This window comes from Cellulomonas hominis (assembly GCF_901521055.1).
Taxonomy (GTDB): Bacteria; Actinomycetota; Actinomycetes; order Actinomycetales; family Cellulomonadaceae; genus Cellulomonas; species Cellulomonas endometrii.
Genome location: NZ_CABEGA010000001.1, coordinates 1 through 23,764 on the forward strand (window position 1 = coordinate 1; position 23,764 = coordinate 23,764).

A 23,764-nucleotide genomic window follows, 5' to 3' on the forward strand; every position below is an offset into this window, starting at 1 on the left:
CATGATGAGATGTGGTTAGGTAGTCCAGCAGACGAAGCAGCGCCGTTTCTTTTGCCAACGAAAAGTAAGGATAGGCGGTACGGAACGTTTCCGTGGCCCCGGAAATGTGTATAGGAACCGCCCCCGCCCCCGCCCGCCGGTCTGCCGCCGGCAGCGCCCGCCGTGCTGCGGCTCGGCACCCCCGCGGGCCGCGGGACGCTCCTCGCCACGGTGCTCGGGTCGGCTCTGGTGTTCCTCGACGGCACGGTGGTGGGCATCGCCCTGCCGGCCATCGCGGACGACCTCGGTGCGACCACCGCGGGCCTGCAGTGGACGGTCAACGGCTACGCGCTCACCCTCGCGGCGCTGCTGCTGCTCGGCGGCTCCCTGGGCGACCGGCTGGGCCGGCGGCGGATGTTCCTGGTCGGCACCGTCGCGTTCGCCGCGGCGTCGGTCCTGTGCGCCGTCGCCCCGACCGTGGGCCTGCTGGTGGCCGCGCGCGCGGTGCAGGGCGTCGGCGGGGCGCTGCTGACGCCGGGGTCGCTGGCGATCCTGCAGTCCTCGTTCCGAGAGGGCGACCGGGCGCGGGCGATCGGCGCCTGGTCGGGGCTGGCCGGCGCGGTGGGGGCGGTCGCGCCGTTCCTCGGCGGCTGGATCATCGAGCAGGCCGGGTGGCGCTGGGTGTTCGGCATCAACATCCCGCTGGCGGCGCTCGTGGTGGTGGTGGCGCTGCGCTGGGTCCCGGAGTCCCGCGACCCCGACGCCTCCGGCCCGCTCGACGTGCTGGGCACCGTGCTCGCGGCGGTCGGCCTCGGCGCGCTGACGTGGTCGTTGACCGCGTGGTCGGAGCGCGGCGCCGTCGACGCCCTGGTGGCGGTCGTCGGCGCGGTCGGCGTGCTGGGGCTGGTCGCGTTCGTGGTGACCGAGGCGCGCACCCCGTACCCGACGCTGCCCCTGCGGCTGTTCCGGTGGCGGCCGTTCGCCGCGGTGAACCTGGCCACCCTGCTCGTCTACGCCGCGCTCACCGGCATCTTCTTCTTCCTGCCCGTCACGCTGCAGGTCGTCACGGGGTGGTCGCCGCTCGCCGCCGGCATCGCCTCGCTCCCGGCGACGGTCCTCATGCTCCTGCTCTCCGCGCGGGGCGGCGCGCTCGGCGCCCGGATCGGGCCGCGGATCCCGATGACGATCGGGCCGCTGCTCGCCGGCGCAGGGGCTGCCCTGCTCGCCGGCATCGGCCCCGGCACCGAGTACGTGACCGGGGTGCTGCCCGGCGTCCTGGCCGTCGGCGCGGGGCTGGTGCTCACGGTCGCGCCGCTGACGGCCACCGCGCTCGGCGCCGCGCCGGACCACCTCGCGGGGACCGCCTCCGCCACCAACAACGCCGTCGCGCGCGTGGCCGGGCTGCTGGCCGTCGCGGTGCTGCCGCTGGTGGCGGGGGTCGGGACCGGCCTGTCGGACCCCGAGGTGCTGGCAGAGGCGCACCCCGTCGCGATGCTCACCTGCGCGGGCCTCATGGCCGGCGGCGCGCTGGTCGCGGCCGTCGGCGTGCCCGGCTCGACGGCGGGCGTGGCGCCCCCGCCCGGACGGGACGGCTGACGCGAGCGTGTCGGCGGTCTGCGGCACGATGGCCGCCATGCCCGACTACGTCGCCCACCTCACCGTCCCCGACGTGCCCGACGACGAGACGCGCGCCGGCATGGCGGACGCCCTCGGCGCGCTGCGCGACGACGCGCCGCCCGGGTTCGTGGGGCCGGCCCCCGTGACGTTCGACCTGCGGGGCGAGGCGCCCGACATGGACACCGCCGTGCGCACGGCGCACCTGCACGCCGCCGAGATCCTCGACGACCTCGCGTGGGAGGTCACCGTCGAGGTGCTCGGCTGAGCCGGGCGCGCGGCACCGGGACCCTCCTCCCGGTGCCGCGACCCGACGTGCCCGGGTGACGGTCAGCGGGGACCGTCGGCCGGGGTCTGCGGGGCGGCGGGCTCGTCGCCCGCGCCGGGGTACGGCTGCGCGGCGTACGGCTGCGCCGGCTGCGTCGCGTACGGCTGGGCCGGCTGCGCGGCGTACGGCTGCGCCGGGTACCCCTGGCCGTGCACCCGCGCCACCCAGTCCTCGCCCGGCATGAAGATCCACAGCAGGGGGTAGATCAGCAGCGGGCTGCCGGGCAGCACGATCAGCACGATGAGGAACAGCCAGCGCATGGGCCACGCGTCGATGCCGAAGCGCCGGGCCAGACCGGCGCAGACGCCGCCCAGCACCCGGCCGTCCAGCGGCCGGACCAGGCCGTTGCGCCACATGGACTCGTAGATGCCGGTCATCGCGGGGGTCTCCTGTCGGTCGTGCGGGTCGTCGCGATCGCGACAGGACCACCGTGCCCGGCCGCGGGGCACCGCCACATCCGGGACGGACCCTGGTCCGACCCTGACCGCACCCTGGTCCTCAGCGGGGACGGACCCGGACCCCGCCCTCGACCGCCACGAGCTCGACGCGGGACAGGTCCGCCACCACGAGGTCCGGGCCGCCGCCGGGCCCCTCGGGGGACGTGGTGCGCAGGCCGAGCGTGGCCGCGCCGGCCGCACGGCCGGAGACGACCCCGGACTCGGCGTCCTCGACGACGAGGCAGCGGCGCACGTCCACGCCGAGCCGTGCCGCACCGGTGCGGTAGGGCTCCGGGTCCGGCTTGCCGCGGGTCACGTCGTCGGCGGTGACCACCTGGGCGGGGACGGCGAGGTCCGCGGCGGCCAACCGGGCCGCGGCGAGATCCGCGCCGCAGGACGTCACGATGGCCGCGCGCCCGGCCGGGGCCAGCGCCGCGAGGGCGTCGGCGGCGCCGGGCAGCACCTCGATCCCGTCCGTGTCGGCGATCTCGAGCTCGACGACCCGCGCCAGCGCGGCGGCCCGCTCGGCCGGGTCCCGGTCCGCGAGGAGCACCTCGATGATGTCCCGGCCCGGCACGCCGTGGAACCGGAACGGCGCGAGGTCCCCGGCGGGCATCGCGAACTCCTCCGCGAGCTGCAGCCAGCACCGCTCCACCGCCCGGGTGGAGGAGATCAGCGTCCCGTCCATGTCGAACAGCACCGCGTCGAACGTCTCGCCCAGCACGTCGCGGACCGCCGTCGTGGGGGACGGGATCGCGGACGGTGAGGGGCTCGCCTCGGCGGCGCGGGTCTCGGTCGTCATGCCACGAGCGTCGCACGCGCTCCACCTCAGGGGGTCCTCAGGGGTACCTCAGGCCCACCTCAGGTCGCCCCTCACACGGACCGGCGCGCAGGACGGCGCGGTCGACGGATCCGGCACCCGCCGCCTCAGCACCAGTGTGGGACGTGCCGGGGGACGCCCGGCCGGTCCCGCTCCCGGCGGGGCACCGACGAGGACGCAGGAGAGCGACATGGACACCATCTGGGGCCCGGCGCTGGACGCCGAGGTGGCCTACCGCCAGGAGCTGGTGCGTGCCGCGGTGCGCGGGTCCGGCCCCGGGTGGCGGTGGCGCCGCCGGCGCACGCGCTGACCGCACGACCTGCGCCGTCGCCGGCCCGGAGGGGGGCCGGCGGCGGCGTCCGCACGCCGGGCGACCCGGGGCCCCGCCGGAGCCGCCGGGGCGCACCCGTCCGACCCGGGAACGAGGGAGACGCATGTCGGTCCCGGCTGCCACCATCGACCTCATGACCCGGTCGGTGGCCCACGCGCCGTTCGTCGCCCGCGACGAGCAGGTCGCCGCGCTGCTCGCCGCCGTGGACCGCGCCGCAGCGGGCGAGCCGGGCCTGGTGCTGCTCGGCGCCGACGCCGGCGTGGGCAAGACCCGGCTGCTGACGCACGTGGCGCGGCTCGCCGGCGAGCGCGGGGCGACGGTGGTCGTGAGCCACTGCATCGACCTCGGGGAGATCGGCCTGCCGTACCTCCCGTTCGCGGAGGCGCTGCACCAGCTGGTCGCGGACGACCGCCCGGGCGTGGCGGAGGTGGTCGCGGCCCGGCCGGCGCTGCGGCGGCTGCTGCCGTCGACCGGTGTGGAGCCCGCCGGCGCGGACGAGCAGACCGAGCGCCTGCAGCTGTTCGACGGCGTCGCGGCGGTGCTCGCCGCCGCCGCCCGGCCGGACGCCCCGCTCGTCCTCGTCGTCGAGGACCTGCACTGGGCGGACTCGTCCAGCCGCGACCTGCTCCGGTTCCTCGTGGCCCGCCTGCGTGCCGAGCCGGTGCTGGTGGTCGGCTCCTACCGCGCGGACGACCTGCACCGGCGGCACCCGCTGCGCCCCGTCCTGGCCGAGCTCGGCCGGCACCCCCGGGTCGAGCGGATCGACCTCCCCCCGTTCACGTCCGACGAGCTGCGCGCGTTCACCACCTCGCTCGCGGGAGGCCCGCTGCCCGAGGACGCCCTGCGCCGGATCCAGCAGCGGTCGGAGGGCAACGCGTACTTCGCCGAGGAGCTCCTGGAGGCCCGCGGTGCCGGCACCGACCTGCCCGGCACGCTCGCGGACGTGCTGCGGGCGCGCCTCGAGCAGCTCGACCCCGAGGTGCAGCGGCTGGCGCGTGCCGCCTCCGCGGCGGGGCGGCGGGTCGACGAGCCCCTGCTGCGCGCGGTCGTCGCGGGAGCCGAGGGGGACCCCGCCCGGCACGCCGCGTTCGACGCCGCGCTCCGGGACGCCGTCGCGCACCATGTGCTGGTCGGCGAGGACGGGCGGATCGCGTTCCGGCACGCCCTGCTCGCGGAGGCCGTGTACACCGACCTGCTGCCGGGCGAGCAGGTCGCCCTGCACCGCGACTACCTGCTCGCCGCCGCGGCGGACCCCGCCCTGGCCACGCCGGCCGAGCGCGCGCACCACGCCCTGCTGTCGCACGACAACCGGCTGGCGCTCGTCGCGTCGCGGGACGCCGCCCGGGAGGCGGGCCGGGTCCTCGCCCCGGCCGAGGAGCTGCGCCACCTGGAGACGGTGCTGCGGCTGTGGCCGGGCGTGCCGACCGCCGCGGACGACCTGGGCGAGGAGCGCGTCGACGTGCTGCTCGCCGCCGCGGCCGCCGGCGGACGTGCGGGGCTCGGGGACCGGGCGGTGGCCATGGCCCGCGAGGCGGTCGCCGCGGTGGACCGGCAGGCCGGGGCGGTCGACGTCCCCGCGGGGCGCCGGGTCGCCGCGCTGCGCACCTCCCTGGCCCGGCACCTCCTGGCGGTCGAGCGCGTCGAGGAGGCGCTGCGCGAGACCGGCCGCGCGCTGGCCGACCTGGCCGAGGAGGAGGGCGTCCCGAGCGCCGACCGGGCGTGGGCGCTCGCCACGCACGCGCGCGCCGCGCTCAACGCCGACCTGGACGACCAGGCCGAGGTGTCCGCGAGCGCCGCGGTCGACGAGGCGCGCGCGGCCGGGGCGGCGGACGCGGAGGCCGACGCGCTGATCTCGCTGGCGGTGCTGGTGGTCGAGGACCGGGACCGGGCCGCCGACCTGCTGACCGGGGCGCTGCACCGCGCGCGGGACGCGGGCGACGTGCCGACCGAGCTGCGCTGCACCTACAACCTCGCGGCGAACCGGTTCTACGCGGGGCGCCTGGACGAGGCCGCGGGGACGATCGTCGCGGGCCTGGAGCTCGCCGCGCGATCGGGGCTCACGTGGAGCGCGTACGGCGTGGAGCTGCGGCTGTTCGCCGAGATCGTCCGGTACACCCGCGGCGACCTGTCCCGGCCCGCCCCGACCGCCGACCCCGGCCCGCCGCGCGCCGAGTCGGCCGTGGACGGCGTGCAGATGTACGCCGCCGTCGCCCGCGGGGACGCCGACGCCGTGGACCGCAGCCTCGCGCTGCTGCACGGCCGGCACGACGACACGATGATCACGCTGATCGCCGGGGGCTGCGCCGTGGACGCCCTGACGTGGGCGGGCCGGCCGGACGAGGCCGTCGCGCTCGCGCACGAGCTGATCGACGAGATCAGCCGCGTCTGGTCCGACTTCTTCCTCGGCGGCATCTGGCTGTCCGCGCTGGGCATCGCGGCCCTCGCGGACGAGGCCGCCGCCGACCGGCTGACCGGCCGAGACCCCGCGCCGCGGCTCGAGGCGGGCGCGCGGCTGCTGAACCGCGCCGTGGTGACGGCCGACCGGGGCCGACCCCGCGGCGGGCAGCTCGGGCCCGAAGGACGCGCCTGGCTGGCCCGCGCCCACGCCGAGCACGCCCGCCTGACCGGGACGCCGGACCCGAAGGCGTGGCAGGGCGCGGCCGACGAGTTCGACTACGGCTACCGGTACGAGCTCGCCCGCACGCGGTGGCGGTGGGCCGAGGCGCTGCTCGGCACGGAGGACCGGGACGCCGCGCGGGAGCAGGCCGCCGCGGCGCTCGCCGTGGCGCGGGAGATCGGCGCCGCACCGCTCGCGGGGGCCCTCACCGACCTGTCCCGCCGCGCGCGCCTCGACCTGCCCGGGGTGCCGGCCACGTCGCCGGACGTCCTCACCGCGCGCGAGGCGGAGGTCCTCGCGCTCGTCGCCGAGGGGCTGAGCAACCGGCAGATCGGCGAGCGCCTGTTCATCAGCGGCAAGACGGTCTCCGTGCACGTCTCGCGGGTCCTGGACAAGCTGGGGGTCGGAGGGCGGGCCGAGGCGGTCGCCGTCGCGCACCGCCGGGGGCTGCTCGGGGCGTGACGCACGTCACCTCCGTGGGGGCCGGCTCCCCAGGCGGTGCCCAGGATCCCGGGCTACGCTCGCGGCCAGCCGCGGCAGGGACCACGCCACGGCAGTCGCCGGCCCTCCCAGCGCGGCGCCCCCTCCCCGGAAGCCTGCATGCCCGTCACCCCGCACCCGATCGTGCTCGTCCACGGCACCCGCACCTCCTCAGCGATCTGGGAGGACCAGGTCCGCGCCCTCACCGAGGGCGGTCACCCCACCGTGGCGATCGACCTGCCCGGCCACGGCGCCCGCGCCCACGAGCGCCTGACGTTCGCCGGCGGGCTCGCCGCCATCGACGAGGCCGTCCGCACCTGCGCGACGCCCCCGCTGCTGGTCGGCCTGTCCCTGGGCGGCTACATGTCCCTCGCGTACGCCGCCCGCCACGAGGACCGCCTGGCCGGCGTGGTGCTGGCCGGGTGCTCGACCGACCTGCGCGGCAAGCCCCTGCGCGCCTACCGCACCGCGTCGCGGGAAGTCGTCCGGGCGCTGGGCCTCGGCGGCGGCACCTGGCACGTCGTGACCGACATGCTCGCCGCCCTGCACGGCTACTCGCCGCTGAAGGACCTGCGTCGGATCGCGCTGCCCGTGTGGCTCGTGAACGGGTCCCGGGACCCGCTGCGGTTCGGCGCGCGCCGCTACCTCGACGCGCACCCGGGCGCCCGGCAGTGGGTCGTCCCCGGCGCGGGCCACGACGTCAACAGCCACGCGCCCGTCGCGTTCAACCGGATCCTGATGCACGTCCTGCGGGACCTGGCGCACAAGGCGCTGCCGGCGATGCCCCTCGGTGCGGCCCGCCTCGGCTGAGCCGCGCCGCCGAGCCGCACTCCCGAACCGCGCCGCCGAGCCGCGCCCGAGCCGCGCGTCCCCTGCGACCGCCGGGTGGACGCTCCCCCGCCCGCCCGGGACCGCGTGCCACGATGACGGCGCACGCCAGCGCCGACCGGGAGACCCGATGATCCGCAGCACCGACCACGTCCTCACGAGCCACGCGGGCAGCCTGCCCCGCACGCCCGAGCTGATCGCCGCGAACGCGGCCCGGGAGGCCGGCGAGGACGCCGCCGGGTACGAGGAGCTGCTGTCCGCCGCGGTCACCGACCTCGTGCGGCGCCAGGTCGACCTGGGCATCTCCGTGCCCGGCGACGGCGAGTTCGGCAAGTCCATGTCGAGCGCCATCGACTACGGCGCCTGGTGGTCGTACTCGTTCCAGCGGCTCGGCGGGCTGGAGCTGCGCGACGGTGCGAGCTGGATCTTCAAGGACGTGCAGTCGTCCCCCGGCGACGTCCGCGTCACCGGCTTCGGGCGGCGCCGCGACCGCGCGCGCTTCGAGGAGGCCTACGCGGACCCGACCAGCGGCGTGTTCCACGGCGGGGAGCCGAAGCCGTTCCCGACGGCCGTCGCCTCCGTGACGTACACCGGGCAGGACGCGGTGGCGCAGGACGTCGCGAACCTCCGGGCCGCGCTGGACGCCACCGGCGCGCAGGAGGGGTTCATCACGTCGATCGCCCCCGGCAGCGCCGCCCGCATGGACAACGACTTCTACGCGACCGACGAGGAGTACGTCTGGGCGCTCGCCGACGCGCTGCGCGAGGAGTACCGGGCGATCATCGACGCCGGCCTGGTCCTGCAGATCGACGACCCGTCGATGGCGGAGAACTGGGACCAGATCACCCCGGAGCCGACCGTCGAGGACTACGTGAGGTTCACGGAGCTCCGCGTCGAGGCCCTCAACCACGCGCTGCGCGGCCTGCCCGAGGACCGCATCCGGTATCACCTGTGCTGGGGCTCCTGGCACGGCCCGCACACCACCGACCTGCCGATGCGGGACATCGTCCGCACCATGCTGAAGGTCCACGCGGGCGCCTACTCGTTCGAGGCGGCGAACGTCCGGCACGAGCACGAGTGGCGGGTGTGGGAGGACGTGACGCTCCCCGAGGGCAAGCTCCTCCTGCCGGGCGTCGTCGGCCACGCGACCAACGTCGTCGAGCACCCCGAGCTGGTCGCCGACCGGATCGAGCGGTTCGCGCGGCTCGTGGGCCGCGAGAACGTCGTCGCGGCGACGGACTGCGGCCTCGGGGGGCGGATCCACCAGCAGATCGCGTGGGCGAAGCTCGAGACGCTCGTCGAGGGCGCGCAGATCGCCAGCAAGCGCCTCTGGTCCTGACGCCCGGAGCCCCGGCGGCTCCGGCACACGCGCCGACGGCCCGGCACCCGCGAGGGGTGCCGGGCCGTCGGCGTGTCCGGGCGGGGCGGGTCAGCCCGTGTTCTGCAGGCCCGCGGCGACGCCGTTGACGGTGAGCAGCAGCAGGCGCTTGTTCTCCTCGACCAGGTCGCCGGCGTCGCCCGTCCGCAGCGCGCGCAGCGCCCGGATCTGCAGCAGCGACAGCGCGTCCACGTAGGGGCTGCGCAGCTGCACCGCGCGGCCGAGGATCCGGCGGCGGGACAGGATGCGCTCGGAGCCGGTGATCGCCAGGACCCAGCGCTGCGTCAGCGCCATCTCCTCGAGCACCAGGGCGGCCAGGTCGTCGCGGTCCCCGAGGGCCAGGTAGCGCTCGGCGAGCCGCTCGTCCGTCTTGGCCAGCGACATCTCGACGTTGTCGATCATGGTGCTGAACAGCGGCCAGCCGGCGTACGCCGCCTGCAGCTCCTCGAGGTCGCCGACCGACTCCAGCGCGGTGCCCAGGCCGAACCAGCCGGCCAGGTTGGTGCGGGCCTGCGACCAGGAGAACACCCACGGGATCGCCCGCAGGTCGTCCAGCGACTCGACGGACAGCCCGCGGCGGGCCGGGCGCGACCCGATGGGCAGCAGCCCGATCTCCTCCAGCGGGGTCACCTGGGCGAACCACTGCGGGAAGCCCGGGGCACGGACCAGCTCGTAGAACCGGGTGCGCGACGCGGCGTCCAGGGAGGACGCGAGGCCCGCGAACCGCTCCGTGGCGGCGGCGTTCCGCTCCTCCGTCGACGGAGCACCGGCCAGCAGGGTCGCGGCGGCGACCTGCTCGATGTGTCGCGCCCCGATGGTCGGGTTGCCGTACCGGGCGAAGATGACCTCGCCCTGCTCGGTGAGCTTGAACCGGCCGTCGACGGAGCCCGGCGGCTGGGCCAGCACGGCCCGGTTCGCGGGGCCGCCCCCACGGCCGAGGGCGCCGCCGCGGCCGTGGAACAGGGTGAGCCGCAGGTCGTGCTTGCGGCCCCACTGCGCGATGCGGCTCTGCGCGACGTCCAGGGCGAGCGTCGCGGCGACCGGCCCGACGTCCTTGGACGAGTCCGAGTAGCCGAGCATGACCTCGACGTGCCGGCCGTTCTGGGCCAGCCGCGCCTGCACCGCGGGGAGCGTCAGCATCTCCTCGAGGATGTCGACGCTCGCCTCCAGGTCGGCGAAGGTCTCGAACAGCGGGATCGCGTCGATGACGGGCCGGGTCGCCGGGTCCGGGAACACGAGCTCCGCGAGCTGGTAGACCGCGGCCAGGTGCTCCGGCGCCTGCGTGAAGGACACGATGTACCGGCGGGCCGCGGCGACGCCGTAGCGGCGCTGGACGGACCCGATGGCGCGGTAGGTCTCCAGCACCTCGACGGTGCGCGGCTGGAGCTCGCCGTCGATGCCGTTCTCGGCGATGTCCGCCAGCGCGGCGGCGTGCACCTGCGAGTGCTGCCGCACCTCGAGCTCCGCCAGGTGGAACCCGAAGGTCTGCACCTGCCAGACGAGCTTCTGCAGGTCCCCGTACCCGGCGCGCGTCGCCCCGGCGGCGACGAGCGAGCGCTGCACCACGTCGAGGTCCGCCAGCAGGTCCTCGGGGCCGGCGTAGGACAGGTCGGCGTCCCGGCGGCGCGTGGCCGCGATCCGCTCGGCGACCATCCGCAGCGCCCGGCGGTGCGGCTGGTGCCGGACCTCGGCGGCGGCCTTCGCGGCGGCGTCCTCGGACAGGTCGCGCTGCCGCTGCCACAGAGCGGTGAGCTCCGCGCTGGCCGGGGTGCCGGTGTCGTCGAGCGTGAGCTTCGCGGAGATCTTCCGCGCCGAATCCTCCAGCGCGGTCAGCACGTGCTCGCTCGCCAGCGCGGCGGCCGCCCGGGTCACCTCGGCCGTGACGTTGGGGTTGCCGTCCCGGTCCCCGCCGATCCACGAGCCCAGGCGCACGAACGGCCGCGCCAGCGGCTCCTCGCGGCCGGCGCCCTCGCCGCTCAACCAGTCGTCGAGCCGGCGGTACACCGTCGGGAAGGTGTCGAAGAGCGTGGTGTCGAAGATGTTCATCACGGTGCGGACCTCGTCCAGCACCGTCGGCTTCTGCGACCGCAGCGGCGACGTGCGCCACAGGGTGTCGATCTCCTCCAGCACCCGGCGGTCGTTCTCCGCGCGGGAGGTCCCGCCGGCCGCGAGGGCGTCCCGCTCGGCCAGCAGGTCCGAGATGCGGCGGATGGCACGGGACACGGAGCGGCGGCGCGCCTCGGTCGGGTGCGCGGTCAGCACCGGGCGGAACTCCAGGTCCTGGAGCCGGCTCAGCGCCTCGTCCCGACCGACCTCCTGCGCGAGGGCCTCGATCGCCGCGGGCAGCGAGTCGTCCTGCATCAGCTCACCGGCCGGCAGCTCCGCCTCACGGGCGCGCAGCACGCGCACCCGGTGGTGCTCCTCGGCCAGGTTGGCCAGGTGGAAGTAGCAGGTGAAGGCGCGCGCCACCTGCTGCGCGCGCTCGATGGAGAAGGAGGCGACGAGCTCCTCCGCCTCGGCGAGCGCGGCGAGGTCCTGCTCGTCGTGCGCGCGGATGGTCAGCGCGCGGACGCGCTCGACGTCGTCGAACAGCTCGTCGCCGCCGGACTCCCGGATGACGCGGCCGAGGAACTCGCCGAGCATCCGGACGTCGTTGCGCAGCGGGTCGGGGACCTCGTGGCGCGCGAGGCCACGGCGGGCCTCGCGAGAGGGCTGGGGGTCGGTCACCGGTCAAGCGTAGGTCAACGGTCCGACGCACGAGACGGTTGTCCGCCAGTCGGTTACCCGTCGCGTACCCCGGACGCCGTCCGGCCGCCCGGGCCCTATGTCCTGCGGGCCGCGCGCAGGAGTCTAGGCTCGGAGGCAGTGCCCGCGCCCGATCCTCGCGACCGGGTGGGCAGAACCCCCGATGATCCGGGCCGCCGAGGTCCGGGCGGAAATGAGGTGCGGTGAACGCGAAGGCTCCCCTGGCCCAGCAGGTCGGTTGGACCGAGCTCGACCACAAGGCCGTCGACACGGTGCGTGTCCTGGCTGCGGACGCGGTGGAGAAGGTCGGCAACGGCCACCCCGGCACGGCGATCAGCCTGGCCCCGGCCGCGTACCTGCTCTACCAGAACGTCATGCGGCACGACCCCGCGGACCCGCAGTGGCTGGGCCGTGACCGGTTCGTCCTGTCCGCCGGTCACTCGTCGCTGACCCAGTACATCCAGCTGTACCTCGCCGGCTTCGGCCTCGAGCTCGAGGACATCGCCGCGCTGCGCACCTGGGGCTCCAAGACCCCGGGTCACCCGGAGTACAAGCACACCAAGGGCGTCGAGATCACCACCGGCCCCCTCGGCCAGGGCATCTCCTCGGCCGTCGGCTTCGCGATGGCGGCCCGCCGCGAGCGCGGCCTGCTCGACCCCGAGGCGGCCCCGGGCACCAGCCCGTTCGACCACTTCGTCTACGTGATCGCCTCCGACGGCGACCTGCAGGAGGGCGTCTCCTCCGAGGCCTCGTCCATCGCCGGCACGCAGAAGCTCGGCAACCTCATCGCGATCTGGGACGACAACCACATCTCGATCGAGGGCGACACCGAGATCGCGTTCACCGAGGACGTCGTCAAGCGCTACGAGGCGTACGGCTGGCACGTCCAGTTCGTCGACTGGACCGAGGGCGGCGAGTACACGGAGAACGTGGACGCGCTGCACGCCGCGATCGAGGCGGCGAAGGCCGTCACCGACCGCCCGTCGTTCATCGGCCTGCGCACGATCATCGCCTGGCCGTCGCCGACCAAGCAGAACACGCACGGGTCGCACGGCTCGAAGCTCGGCACCGACGAGGTCAAGGGCCTCAAGGAGGTCCTCGGCTTCGACCCCGAGAAGTCCTTCGACGTCGCCCCCGAGGTCATCGCGCACACCCGCAAGGCCCTCGAGCGCGGCGCCGCCGCCAAGGCCGAGTGGACCAAGGCGTTCGACGCCTGGCGCGACGCCAACCCGGAGCGCGCCGAGCTGCTCGAGCGCCTGCGGGCGGGCAAGCTCCCCGAGGGCTGGGCCGACGTGCTGCCGACGTTCCCCGCCGGGAAGGCCGTCGCGACCCGCGCCGCCTCCGGCGAGGTGCTGTCCGCGCTCGCGCCGGTGCTGCCCGAGCTGTGGGGCGGCTCCGCCGACCTCGCCGGCTCGAACAACACCACGATGAAGGGCGAGCCGTCCTTCATCCCGGCCGAGCGGTCCACGCACGAGTTCGCCGGCGACGAGTACGGCCGCACGCTGCACTTCGGCATCCGCGAGCACGGCATGGGCGCGATCCTGTCGGGCATCACGCTGCACGGCCTGACCCGCGCGTACGGCGGCACGTTCTTCACGTTCTCGGACTACATGCGCGGCTCGGTCCGGCTCGCCTCGCTCATGGGCGTCCCGGCGATCTACGTGTGGACGCACGACTCCATCGGCCTCGGCGAGGACGGCCCGACGCACCAGCCGGTCGAGCACCTCACCGCCGTCCGCGCGATCCCCGGCCTCGCCGTGGTCCGCCCGGCCGACGCCAACGAGACCGCCCAGGCGTGGAAGGCCATCCTCGAGCGCACCGACGGCCCCGCCGCCCTGATCCTCACCCGGCAGAACGTCCCGACGTTCCCCCGCGGCGAAGAGGGCTTCGCGTCCGCCGAGGGCGTCGCGCGCGGCGCGTACGTGCTGCTCGAGGCGTCGACCGGCACGCCGGAGGTCATCCTCATCGGCACCGGCTCCGAGGTGCAGCTGGCGGTCGCCGCCCGCGAGCAGCTCGAGGCCGCCGGCGTCCCGACCCGCGTGGTGTCCGCGCCGTCGCTGGAGTGGTTCGCCGAGCAGGACGAGGCCTACCGCGAGTCGGTGCTCCCGACCTCGGTGCGGGCCCGCGTGTCCGTCGAGGCCGGCATCGCGCTGTCCTGGTGGAAGATCCTCGGCGACGCCGGCCGCGCCGTGTCGCTCGAGCACTACGGCGCCTCGGCGGCGTACGAGACGCTGTACGAGGAGTTCGGCATCACGGCGGACGCCGTCGTCGCCGCGGCCCGCGAGTCCATCGCGGCCGCCGCCGGGGACGCGGGGCCGAAGTCGGACGCCGACGCCCCGTCGACGACGGGCACGGGCGACCAGCTCTGACCCCCGCCTGACGCAGCACCCGACGGCCCGTGGGTGCTGCTGACCCCGTCGTACAAGACGGGCAACGACCGGAACGACACCATCCCCGAGGCGGTGCGGCGGTTCCTGCGGTCCCCGGTGAACCGACGCCGCATGGTCGGCGTGATGGGATCCGGGAACCGGAACTTCGGCCGGTACTACCAGATGGCCGCGCGGAGCATCGCGGCGCAGTCGCACCGGCCGGTGCTGTTCGAGTTCGAGATCGCCGGCACGCCGTGGGACGTCGAGGAGTGCCGGCGCATCCTCGCCGACCTCGACGTGGCGCTGGCACGGGACGGGGACGCCCCGGCCGCCTGACCGGCCGCTACGGGTGTGCAGGACCGACGGCGCGCCCTACGGTGGGCAGATGAGCCCGTCGAAGGTGCCTGCCGAGGAGATCGACGTCCGGGGCCGCACCGTGCGGGTCTCCAACCCGGAGAAGGTGTACTTCCCCGACAGCGGGCTGACCAAGCTGGACGTGGTGCGGTACTTCGTCAGCGTGGGCGACGGCATCCTGGGCGCGCTGCGGGACCGCCCGACCACGCTGGAGCGGTGGCCGCGCGGCTGGTTCGAGGGCGCGAAGCTGTCGACCCGCGTGGACAACAAGGGCGACGCGTTCTTCCAGAAGCGCGTCCCGCAGGGCGCCCCGGACTACGTCGAGTCGACGACCATCACCTTCCCGTCGGGCCGCACCGCCGACGAGGTCACCCCCACCGAGCTGGCCGTCGTGGCGTGGGCGGCGAACCTCGGGACGCTGACGTTCCACCCCTGGCCGGTCACCCGCGCCGACGTCGAGGCGCCCGACCAGCTGCGCATCGACCTGGACCCGCAGCCGGGCACGACCTTCGACGACGCCGCGCGGGTCGCGCCGCACGTCCGGGAGGTCCTCGCCGAGCACGGGCTGAGGGGGTTCCCGAAGACCTCCGGCGGCCGCGGGATCCACATCTTCGTCCCGATCGAGCCGCGCTGGTCGTTCACGCAGTGCCGGCGGGCGACCATCGCCGTGGGGCGGGAGCTGGAGCGCCGGCTGCCGGGCCAGGTCACGACGAAGTGGTGGAAGGAGGAGCGGGGTGAGGCGATCTTCGTGGACTACAACCAGATGGCCCGCGACCGCACCATCGCCTCCGCGTACTCCGTGCGGCCGAACCGCCGGGCCACCGTCTCCGCGCCGCTGCGCTGGGAGGAGGTCGCGGACGTGCACCCGGACGACTTCGACGTGACGACGATGCCGGCGCGGTTCGCGGAGGTCGGGGACCTGTTCGCCCCGCTCGTCGCGCGCACCTCCCCCGCCCCGGGCACCGACGCCGTCCCGCCGGGGTCGCTGGAGGGGCTCCTGGAGCTCGCCGCGAAGGACGAGCGCGACCACGGCCTCACCGACCTGCCCTACCCCCCGGAGTACCCGAAGATGCCGGGCGAGCCGAAGCGCGTGCAGCCGAGCAAGGACCGGGACCGCCCGAAAGCCGCCGCGGCGGAGGACTGACGCGCGGGGCCGTCCGGTGCGGCGCGGTCCGGGCGCCCGCGCGCGGTCACTCCCCCGTGGCCACCGGGCGCTCGGGGTCGTTCGACCACTGCGACCACGAGCCCGGGTACAGCACCGGCGTGCGGCCGGTCATCATCAGCGCCGCCGCCTGGTGCGCCGCGGTGACGCCCGACCCGCAGTACACGGCCACGTCGCCCTCGGGGACGCCGAGCGCGGCGAACCGGGCGGTCAGGTCGTCCACGGGGCGGAACCGGCCGTCGTCGCCGAGGTTCTCGGTGGTCGGGGCGCTCACCGAGCCGGGGATGTGCCCGGCGCGCGGGTCGACGGGCTCCACCTCGCCGCGGTAGCGCTCGGCGGCGCGGGCGTCGAGCAGCACGCCCTCGTCGGCCCAGCGGGCGGCGCCGTCGGCGTCGACCGTCGGCAGGTGCCCGGCCGACAGCTCCACGTCGCCCGGCTCCACGGCGACGTCACCGGTCTCGACGGACCCGCCGGCGGCGGTCCACGCCGCGAGCCCGCCGTCGAGCAGGCGCACGTCCTCGACCCCCGCCCAGCGCAGGAGCCACCAGGCGCGGGACGCCGACATCGCGCCGGAGTCGTCGTAGACCACGACCGGCTCACCCGCGCGCAGGCCCCAGCGGCGCGCGGCGGCCTGCAGGTCGGCGACGTCCGGCAGGGGGTGCCGCCCGTCCGCGGCACTGGGGGCGGCGGCGAGCTCGGCGTCGAGGTCCACGTACACGGCACCGGGCAGGTGCCCCGCGCGGTAGGCGTCGACGCCGGGCGGGCCGCCGAGCTGCCAGCGGACGTCGAGCAGGCGGGGCGGGCGGGGGCCGTCGAGCGCGCGGGCGAGGTCGGCGGCGGAGACGATGACGTCGGGCACCCGCCCACGGTACGACCGGCCGGGCGCGCCCGGCGAGCGAAGCCGCAGCCCAGGCACGCCGTGACGGGCGCCGGAGTGGCGCACGCCACGCCCCCCGCACGGAACGGCGCGGCGGTCCGGGCCGTTCCCCCGGTGGTGCCCCGCCGCCGGGCTCAGTCCGCTCTGCGGCGTCGTACCTGCACCGTCATGGGGCGCGACGGGCCCGGGTGCTTCATGCTGCTGTCCTCGGGACCGGCGCGCGCCGCGCCCGCCGTCCGTCCGTCTGGAGCCTGTGTGTCCGGTAACGCCACCACCCGGTTCGGGAACGTCTCGCTGCTCTCCGTGGCGAGCCGGCTCCCCTCCCGCATCACGTCGTCCGCGGACATCCAGCAGCGGCTGGGGTCGGCGCTGCACCGGCTGCGGCTCCCGCGGACGCTGCTGGAGCGGGTCGCGGGCGTGCAGGAGCGACGCAACTGGGCGCCCGGCGAGGACGCGGACAGCGCGACCGTCGCCGCCGGGAAGCAGGCGCTGCGCGACGCCGGCGTCAACCCCGCCGACGTCGGCCTGCTCATCAACACGTCGGTGACGCGCAAGCACCTGGAGCCCTCCGTCGCCGTGCGGCTGCACCACGGCCTCGGGCTGGGCAGCAACGCCATCAACTTCGACATCGCGAACGCGTGCCTCGGGTTCATCAACGGCATGAGCCTGGCGGCCGGCATGATCGAGTCGGGCCAGATCCGCTACGCGGTGATCGTCAACGGCGAGGACGCCGACGACATCCAGGACGCGACGATCGACCGGCTGCTGCGCGCGGACGTCCGCCGCGAGGACTTCATGCAGGAGTTCGCGACCCTGACGCTGGGCTCGGGCTCGGCGGCGGCGGTGCTCGGCCGCACGGACGAGAACCCGGGCGGCCACCGCGTCCTCGGCGGGGTGACCCGGGCGGCGACGAGGTTCCACGACCTGTGCGTCGGGTCCGCCGACGGCATGTTCACCGACGCCCGCGCGCTGCTGCAGGGCGGGCTGGACCTGGTCGTCGACGCGTGGCACGAGGCCTCGACGGAGTGGGACTGGGCGGGCATGGACCGGTACATCACGCACCAGGTCTCCCGCGTGCACACCGACGCGATCGTCAAGGCCGTCGGCCTCGACCGCAAGCGCGTCCCGACCACGTACCCGCACCTCGGCAACGTCGGCCCGGCGTCCGTCCCGATCACCCTGGTCGAGGAGCAGGACTCCCTGCGCGCGGGCGACCGGGTGCTGCTCATGGGCGTCGGCTCCGGCATCAACACGGCGATGATGGAGCTCACCTGGTGAGCCGTCCGACCACCCGGCCCGCCACCCACGCACCGGCGGACCTCCCGGGCCTCGACGCGCGGTTCAGCCGGGTGCTCGCGGTGCCGTCGGCGTCCGGGACCCGCCCCGACGGCCGCGCCGACCCGGACGGCCGCGCCGACCCGGACGGCCCCGCCGATCCCGACTGGCACTACCTCGACACCGGCCCGGAGCTCGACGCGCGCGGCCTCACCCCCGTCGGGACCGTGCTGGCGGTGCACGGCAACCCCACGTGGTCGTACCTGTGGCGGCGGCTGCTGACCGCGTCGCTGGACGCCGCGGCGGCCGGTGCGCCGGTCTGGCGGGTCGTCGCCGTCGACCAGCTCGAGATGGGGTTCTCGGCCCGGACCGGCCGGCACCGCGTGCTGCCGGAGCGGGTGCGCGACCTGGGCGCGTTCACCGAGGCGCTGGGGCTCACAGGCCCCGTCGTCACGCTCGGCCACGACTGGGGCGGCGTGGTGAGCCTCGGCTGGGCGGTCGACCACCCCGGGCAGCTCGCCGGCGTCGCCCTGCTGAACACGGCCGTCGCCCACCCCGCGGACGAGCCGATCCCGGCGCCGCTGCGGGCCGCGGGCGCCGGGCCGGTGCTCCGGTTCGCGACGCGCACGACCCCGGCGTTCCTGGAGACGACCCTCGCGCTCGCGCACCCGTCCCTGCCCCACGACGTCGCGGACGCGTACCGCGCGCCGTACCCGCGGGCCACGGACCGCGACGGCATCGAGGGGTTCGTCGCGGACATCCCCGCCGGTCCCTCGCACCCGTCGCACGCGGAGCTGTCGCGGATCGCCGCGGGGGTCGCGGGTCTCGAGGTGCCGGCGCTGCTGCTCTGGGGGCCGCGCGACCCGGTGTTCGGCGACCGGTACCTGGACGACCTGGTCGACCGGCTGCCGCAGGCGCGGGTGCACCGGTTCGAGGGCGCGGGGCACCTGGTCGCCGAGGACGTGGACTGGCCGCCGGCGGTGCTGGACTGGCTGGGCGAGTCGGTCGGCGCCGACCGCCCCGCCGACCGCCCCGCCGCGGAGCCGCCCGCCGACGTCGCGCCGTTCACCCCGCTGTGGTCGCGCCTCGACGCCCGCGCGGACGACCCGGGTCCGGCGGTCCTCGACATGGCCGCGGGCGACCTGCCCCGCACGGTGTCCTGGCGGCTGCTCGCCCGGCAGGTCCGGCGGATCGCCGCGGGCCTGCACGCGCTGGGTGTCCGCCGGGGCGACCGCGTGTCGCTGCTCGTCCAGCCCGGTCCGACGCTGACGGCGCTCGTCTACGCGTGCCTGCGGATCGGCGCGGTGGTCGTGGTCGCCGACGCGGGGCTCGGTGCGCGCGGTCTCACCCGTGCGCAGCGCGGCGCGCAGCCCGACTACCTGGTCGGGCAGACGAAGGCGCTCGTCGCCGCGCGCGCCCTGGGCTGGCCCGGCGTGCGGATCGCCACCGACCCGCTGACCCCCGCGGAGCGCCGCGCGCTCGGCGTCGCGCACCAGCTGACCGACGTCGCCGACGCCGGCCGGGACGAGGTGCTGCCGCCCGAGCCCGGCCCGGCCGACGAGGCCGCCGTGCTGTTCACCTCGGGCTCCACCGGCCCCGCCAAGGGCGTCGTCTACACCCACGCGCAGCTGTCGGCCCTGCGGGACGTGCTCGGCGCGCACTTCGACGTGCACCGCGACAGCGGCCTGGTCACGGGGTTCGCGCCGTTCGCGCTGCTGGGCCCGGCGCTCGGGACGCGGTCCGTGACCCCCGACATGGACGTGTCGTCACCCCGCACGCTGACGGCGCGGGCCGTCGCGGACGCGGTCCGGGCGTCCGACGCGGCGATCGTGTTCCTGTCCCCCGCGGCGATCCTCAACGTGGTGGCCACGGCGGACGACCTGGGCACCGACGACCGCGAGGCGCTCGCGCGCGTCCGGACGTTCCTGTCGACGGGCGCGCCGATCAGCGCGGACCTGCTCGGCTCCGCGGCGGAGCTCATGCCCGCCGCCCGCGCGCACACCCCCTACGGGATGACCGAGTGCCTGCTGGTCACGGACATCGACCTGGACGGCATCCGCGCCGCCGCGTCCGCCCCGGACGCGGGCGTGTGCGTCGGCACGCCCGTCGGCCCCGGTGAGGTGCTCATCAGCGCGCTGGGCGCCGACGGGGCCGCGTCCGGCGACCCGGCGACGGCGCCCGGGGTGCTCGGCGAGGTGCTGATCCGCGCCCCGCACCTCAAGCAGCGCTACGACCGGCTCTGGCTCACCGACCGCGCGGCGGCCCGCGAGACCCCGCCCGGGCGGTGGCACCGGACCGGGGACGTCGGGCACCTGGACGACCAGGGCCGGCTCTGGATCGAGGGCAGGCTCGCGCACGTGCTGACCACCCCGGACGGGCCGCTCGCCCCCGTGGGCCCGGAGCAGCACGTCGAGCGGGTGCCGGAGGTCCGGCGCGCGGCGGTGGTCGGCGTCGGTCCCGCGGGGGTGCAGCAGGCGGTGGCGGTCGTCGAGACGCGGGACGGCGTCCGGCGTCCGGGCCTCGCGCCGGAGCGGCTGACCGCGGCCGTGCGGGCCGCCTCATCCGTCCCGCTCGCCGCCGTGCTGGTGCTCCCGGTGATGCCGACCGACGTGCGGCACAACTCGAAGATCGACCGGGCGCGCCTGGCCGTGTGGGCGACGCGGGTGCTGGCCGGGGGGCGGGTGGGCGCACCGTGACCGTGCTCGTCACCGGGGCGTCCGGCCTGCTCGGCGGCGCCGTCGCGCGCGTCCTCGTCGCGCGCGGGGAGGACGTCCGGACCCTCCAGCGCCGGCCGTCGGGAGTGCTGGGGGCATCGGACGTGGCGGGTTCGGTGACGGACCCCGAGGTGGTCGCGCGCGCCCTCCAGGGCGTCGACGCGGTGGTGCACCTCGCGGCGCGGGTCTCGCTGGCCGGGGCGCGCTCCGAGTTCGACGCCGTCAACATCGGCGGCACCACGACGCTGCTCGACGCGGCGGAGCGCGCGGGCGTGCGCCGGTTCGTGCAGGTGTCGTCCCCCTCGGTCGCGCACGCGGGCGCCGCGCTGGTCGGGGTCGGTGCGTCGCCCGCCGACCCGGCCCGCGCCCGCGGGGACTACGCCCGGACCAAGGCCGCGGCCGAGCTGCTCGCGCTGGACCGGGACGGCGGCGGCGCCGGCGGCCTCGCGGTCGTCGCGGTGCGCCCGCACCTGGTCTGGGGACCGGGCGACACCCAGCTCGTCGAGCGGGTGCTGGACCGCGCCGCCCGTGGCCGCCTGCCGCTGCTCGACCGCGGCGCGGCCCTCATCGACACCACGTACGTGGACAACGCCGCGGACGGGATCGTGGCCGCCCTGGACCGCGCCGACGCCGTCCACGGCCGCGCCTACGTCCTCACCAACGGCGAGCCGCGCACCGTCGCGGACCTGCTGGCCGGCATCTGCCGGGCCGGCGGCGTCCGACCGCCGGCGTGGCACGTGCCCGCGCGGGTGGCCCGCACGGCCGGCGGTCTGGTCGAGGCCGTCTGGCGGCTGCGGCCCGGCACCGACGAGCCGCCGATGACCCGGTTCCTCGCCGAGCAGCTGTCCACCGCGCACTGGTTCGACCAGCGGGCCACCCGCGCGGACCTGCGGTGGCGGCCGGCGGTCGGCATCGACGAGGGGTTCGACCGCCTCGCCGCGCACTACCGCGCGCGGGACTGACCCGGCCGTCGCCCGTCGACCGGCGTCCACCGCGGGCCGTCGCGCCGGTCGACCGCGGCGCTCCGGACCTCCGCGAGGTCACGGACGCGCTCGGTGACCCGGCGCCCGATCGTCGTGGCGCCCGGGTCCCCCAGTGCCAGGTACCGCACGACCACCCGCGCCTCGCCCGCCACCACCGCGACGTCCTGGGCCTCGACCTTCGTCAGCTCGCGGGCGGCGTCGGCGGCGGCCGGCAGGACCGCCGCGGGGTCGACGCCCGGGTGCAGGAGGCCCACGGCGAGGGTCACGCGGTACGACGGCACGGCCCCATCCTCCCGGCTGCGCGGCACCCTCGGCGCACCGGACGCACAGGGCGTCGCGGTCAGCCCTCGCCGGGCCGCTCGGCGACCACCAGACGGTTGCCCCACGGGTCGCGGACGTGCGCGAACCGCTCGCCCGGGTCCCCGACAGGCGTGCCGACGACCTCGCTCCCCAGACCCGCGAGCCGGTCGACCACGGCGTCGAGCTCGTCGGTGTAGAGCACGAACGCGGGGTGCCCGGTGTCGGGGCGCGGCTCCCCCGCGGAGCCCGCGAGCAGCCACAGACCCGCCTCAGCGAGCGCAGGGCCGACGTGCAGCAGCCGCACGTCGGGCTCGAGCAGCGAGTCGTGGAGCACGCGCCAGCCGAACGCGCTCACGTAGAAGTCCCGGGCGGCATCCTGGTCGGGCACGAGGAGCGCGAGGCGTCCGATCGTCGTCGTCACGGGGCCCAGCATGCCGGGTGGCACCCGCACGCCGCCATGGCCTGCCCGGTCCTGTCCCGCTCCTCGGGCCGGCGTGCCCGGGCTGGCGTGCCCGGGCTGGCGTGCTCGGGCTGGCGTGCTCGGGCTGGCGTGCTCGGTCGGCGGGCCCGACGGGCCGAGAACGGCAGAAGCGCCTCAGAGGGCCGGCCCGTCACCCCGCCGTCCTGCTCCCCGGTGGACGAGCTCGCGCTCCCACGTGGCCGTCGAGCTCTGCACCTCTCCCGACACGTACTCCGTCACCTCGCCCGTCGGGCGGTACCCGAGCGCGCGCCAGAACGGTTCCGCCGCGTCCGCGTTGGTCGCGACGATCCCGAGCCGCAGCCGGTCGACGTCCCCCCACCCGAGCGCCTGCTCGACGACGCGGTCGTGCAGCAGCCGGCCGAGCCCACGACCACGCCGCTGCTCGTGCACCACCAGCAGGCCGACGTGCGCGACGCCGGCCCGGGGCCAGCCGTGCAGGACGTCCGCGAACGCGAGGAGCCCGCCCGCCCCGGGATCAGCCCGCAGCCCGAGCCCGGTCTTCCTCGCGCGCTCGAGGCCCGGCGGCAGGGCGGTCAGCACGTCCCCGGCGTCCGCAGGGCGGGGTGGGCGGCCCAGAACCCGCCGCGAGTAGTCCGGTGCGGCCTCCAGCAGCTCCTGGAGCGCTCGGACGTCATCCGCGTCCTCGGGGCTCAGCGGTCGGACGTGGGGCACGCGCCCATCATGTCAGCGGCCTGCGGTGGCGCGACACGACAGAGGCCCAGGATCGTGATGATCCTGGGCCTCTGGTCTGAGCCGCCTAAGAGAATCGAACTCTTGACCTTCTCATTACGAGTGAGACGCTCTGCCGACTGAGCTAAGGCGGCGCGCCCGCGCCACTGGCGGACGGGCACGGACACTGTACCTGGCGCACGGCCCAGCGACCAAAGCGGCCCATCACCGGGAGGGCGGTGCCCCGCGCGCTGCCCGGCACCTGCTTACCCAGGTGCCTGCGCCAGCGATCGACGGGCCGAGCGCCCCGTCGGCGCCGCCTGCCATCGGGGCGCATGGGCAGCCAGCCGCTCCGCACGGGTGTCGAGGGCCGCCCGGATCGCGTCACGCATGGTGGTCGCGTCCGCGTGGTAGCCGTCGTCGCCTGGTCTCGCACGCGTCACCCAGGCGGCGACGACGTCGGCGTTGGCGCAGGCAAGCACGTCAACGGGACGCGACGGGTCGCCGACGTCGATGACGGGCTTGCCGTTCTTGATGTCCCTCGGGTTCCGCGCACGCCAGCACACCCAGCGTGCTCCCGGGACCTGCGCCATCACGACGTCGCCCACGTGGACCGCCACCTGCTCCCAGAGCAGGAGGAGCCAGCCGGGCGCCTGGCGTGGTCCGTCCGGGGTGGGGACGAAGCCAGGGTTCCCCGGGCCCGCCCATCCCGGCCGGAAGTCGACCTCGGCATGCTCCTGCGGCCCCAGGACTGCCTCGATGTACCACTCGTTCAGGGGGACGAGGCCGTCGACGGACACGTCCAGCGCCAGACCGTCGGCAGCGAGGCGCTCCGCGAGCTCGGACCGCCGCAGTGACAGATTCGAGGTGAGCTCGTCGACGTGCGCGTCCGCCTCGTCCCAGGAGGCCGCGGCGTGGATGTACACGTCGGTCATGGGAATGAACGTCCCGGCCCGCGCCTCACCTCACGTGCGCCGTCCAGCATGGCGACCACGTGCTGGGGGCGCTCTCACGGCGGGCGAA

The 23,764-nt window shown here is 76.2% G+C and carries 18 protein-coding genes, 1 tRNA gene and 1 pseudogene; 11 read left to right on the plus strand and 9 right to left on the minus strand.

Annotation, left to right across the window (positions count from 1 at the left end):
- Window positions 1-162: 162 nt before the first annotated feature.
- Window positions 163-1,575, plus strand: coding sequence for a DHA2 family efflux MFS transporter permease subunit (locus tag KJP73_RS00005; protein ID WP_249668941.1), 1,413 nt, complete (start codon window positions 163-165; stop codon window positions 1,573-1,575).
- 37 nt (window positions 1,576-1,612) lie between these two features.
- Entirely contained in the window at window positions 1,613-1,861 is a 249-nt protein-coding gene (locus KJP73_RS00010) for a hypothetical protein (protein WP_213280675.1), read from the plus strand.
- Window positions 1,862-1,923: 62 nt separating this feature from the next.
- Here KJP73_RS00010 and KJP73_RS00015 read toward each other — a convergent pair whose 3' ends face one another.
- Both KJP73_RS00015 and KJP73_RS00020 read right to left on the minus strand, forming a co-directional pair.
- Window positions 1,924-2,298 carry a PspC domain-containing protein gene (locus KJP73_RS00015; RefSeq protein ID WP_213280676.1) on the minus strand — a complete coding sequence of 125 codons (375 nt, stop codon included), beginning with the start codon at window positions 2,296-2,298 and terminating at the stop codon, window positions 1,924-1,926.
- 121 nt (window positions 2,299-2,419) lie between these two features.
- Complete coding sequence (locus tag KJP73_RS00020) at window positions 2,420-3,160, minus strand: HAD-IA family hydrolase (protein ID WP_213280677.1); 741 nt, start codon at window positions 3,158-3,160, stop codon at window positions 2,420-2,422.
- 452 nt (window positions 3,161-3,612) lie between these two features.
- Between KJP73_RS00020 and KJP73_RS00025 the strand changes: the two genes are divergently transcribed.
- The 3 genes from KJP73_RS00025 to KJP73_RS00035 all read left to right on the plus strand — a co-directional run bounded on the left by KJP73_RS00025 (window position 3,613) and on the right by KJP73_RS00035 (window position 8,773).
- Window positions 3,613-6,588 (plus strand): helix-turn-helix transcriptional regulator, encoded by a 2,976-nt coding sequence (locus KJP73_RS00025; RefSeq protein WP_249668943.1) that lies wholly within the window; start codon window positions 3,613-3,615, stop codon window positions 6,586-6,588.
- A 138-nt stretch (window positions 6,589-6,726) separates the two neighbouring features.
- Window positions 6,727-7,416, plus strand: coding sequence for an alpha/beta fold hydrolase (locus tag KJP73_RS00030; protein WP_213280678.1), 690 nt, complete (start codon window positions 6,727-6,729; stop codon window positions 7,414-7,416).
- 148 nt (window positions 7,417-7,564) lie between these two features.
- Window positions 7,565-8,773, plus strand: coding sequence for a cobalamin-independent methionine synthase II family protein (locus KJP73_RS00035; RefSeq protein WP_213280679.1), 1,209 nt, complete (start codon window positions 7,565-7,567; stop codon window positions 8,771-8,773).
- Window positions 8,774-8,863: 90 nt separating this feature from the next.
- Here the strand turns inward: KJP73_RS00035 and KJP73_RS00040 are convergent, their stop codons facing one another.
- Entirely contained in the window at window positions 8,864-11,539 is a 2,676-nt protein-coding gene (locus tag KJP73_RS00040; protein WP_283770199.1) for a phosphoenolpyruvate carboxylase, read from the minus strand.
- Between the two features lie 221 nt (window positions 11,540-11,760).
- Between KJP73_RS00040 and tkt the strand changes: the two genes are divergently transcribed.
- The 3 genes and pseudogenes from tkt to ligD all read left to right on the plus strand — a co-directional run bounded on the left by tkt (window position 11,761) and on the right by ligD (window position 15,424).
- Window positions 11,761-13,926, plus strand: a complete 2,166-nt coding sequence (tkt, locus tag KJP73_RS00045) for a transketolase (protein WP_213280680.1) — start codon at window positions 11,761-11,763, stop codon at window positions 13,924-13,926.
- 21 nt (window positions 13,927-13,947) lie between these two features.
- A pseudogene (locus tag KJP73_RS00050) lies at window positions 13,948-14,262 on the plus strand (ribonucleotide reductase stimulatory protein); the annotation flags it as partial.
- A gap of 49 nt (window positions 14,263-14,311) precedes the next feature.
- On the plus strand, window positions 14,312-15,424 hold the full coding sequence (gene ligD / locus KJP73_RS00055; RefSeq protein WP_213280682.1) for a non-homologous end-joining DNA ligase: 1,113 nt from the start codon (window positions 14,312-14,314) through the stop codon (window positions 15,422-15,424).
- Window positions 15,425-15,470: 46 nt separating this feature from the next.
- Here ligD and KJP73_RS00060 read toward each other — a convergent pair whose 3' ends face one another.
- Window positions 15,471-16,301 (minus strand): sulfurtransferase, encoded by an 831-nt coding sequence (locus KJP73_RS00060; RefSeq protein ID WP_213280683.1) that lies wholly within the window; start codon window positions 16,299-16,301, stop codon window positions 15,471-15,473.
- 273 nt (window positions 16,302-16,574) lie between these two features.
- On the opposite strand from KJP73_RS00060, the gene KJP73_RS00065 reads away from it, so the two are divergent.
- The 3 genes from KJP73_RS00065 to KJP73_RS00075 are packed head-to-tail and all read left to right on the plus strand — an operon-like array spanning window position 16,575 to window position 21,270.
- On the plus strand, window positions 16,575-17,597 hold the full coding sequence (locus KJP73_RS00065) for a 3-oxoacyl-ACP synthase III (protein ID WP_249668945.1): 1,023 nt from the start codon (window positions 16,575-16,577) through the stop codon (window positions 17,595-17,597).
- Window positions 17,594-20,290, plus strand: coding sequence for an alpha/beta fold hydrolase (locus KJP73_RS00070; RefSeq protein WP_213280684.1), 2,697 nt, complete (start codon window positions 17,594-17,596; stop codon window positions 20,288-20,290). Before KJP73_RS00065 ends, KJP73_RS00070 begins: the two co-directional genes overlap by 4 nt.
- Window positions 20,287-21,270 (plus strand): NAD-dependent epimerase/dehydratase family protein, encoded by a 984-nt coding sequence (locus KJP73_RS00075; protein ID WP_213280685.1) that lies wholly within the window; start codon window positions 20,287-20,289, stop codon window positions 21,268-21,270. Before KJP73_RS00070 ends, KJP73_RS00075 begins: the two co-directional genes overlap by 4 nt.
- Here the strand turns inward: KJP73_RS00075 and KJP73_RS00080 are convergent.
- From KJP73_RS00080 to KJP73_RS00100, 5 genes are all read right to left on the minus strand, one after another.
- A complete protein-coding gene (locus KJP73_RS00080; protein WP_213280686.1) occupies window positions 21,252-21,572 on the minus strand; it encodes a hypothetical protein in 321 nt (106 codons plus the stop codon). The genes KJP73_RS00075 and KJP73_RS00080 overlap by 19 nt on opposite strands.
- Before the next feature lie 59 nt (window positions 21,573-21,631).
- Window positions 21,632-22,012, minus strand: a complete 381-nt coding sequence (locus tag KJP73_RS00085; RefSeq protein ID WP_213280687.1) for a VOC family protein — start codon at window positions 22,010-22,012, stop codon at window positions 21,632-21,634.
- Window positions 22,013-22,186: 174 nt separating this feature from the next.
- Window positions 22,187-22,744 (minus strand): GNAT family N-acetyltransferase, encoded by a 558-nt coding sequence (locus tag KJP73_RS00090; RefSeq protein ID WP_213280688.1) that lies wholly within the window; start codon window positions 22,742-22,744, stop codon window positions 22,187-22,189.
- Window positions 22,745-22,823: 79 nt separating this feature from the next.
- Window positions 22,824-22,896: transfer RNA gene (locus KJP73_RS00095), tRNA-Thr, on the minus strand.
- A 111-nt stretch (window positions 22,897-23,007) separates the two neighbouring features.
- Complete coding sequence (locus tag KJP73_RS00100; RefSeq protein ID WP_213280689.1) at window positions 23,008-23,676, minus strand: hypothetical protein; 669 nt, start codon at window positions 23,674-23,676, stop codon at window positions 23,008-23,010.
- Between the last annotated feature and the right edge of the window lie 88 nt (window positions 23,677-23,764).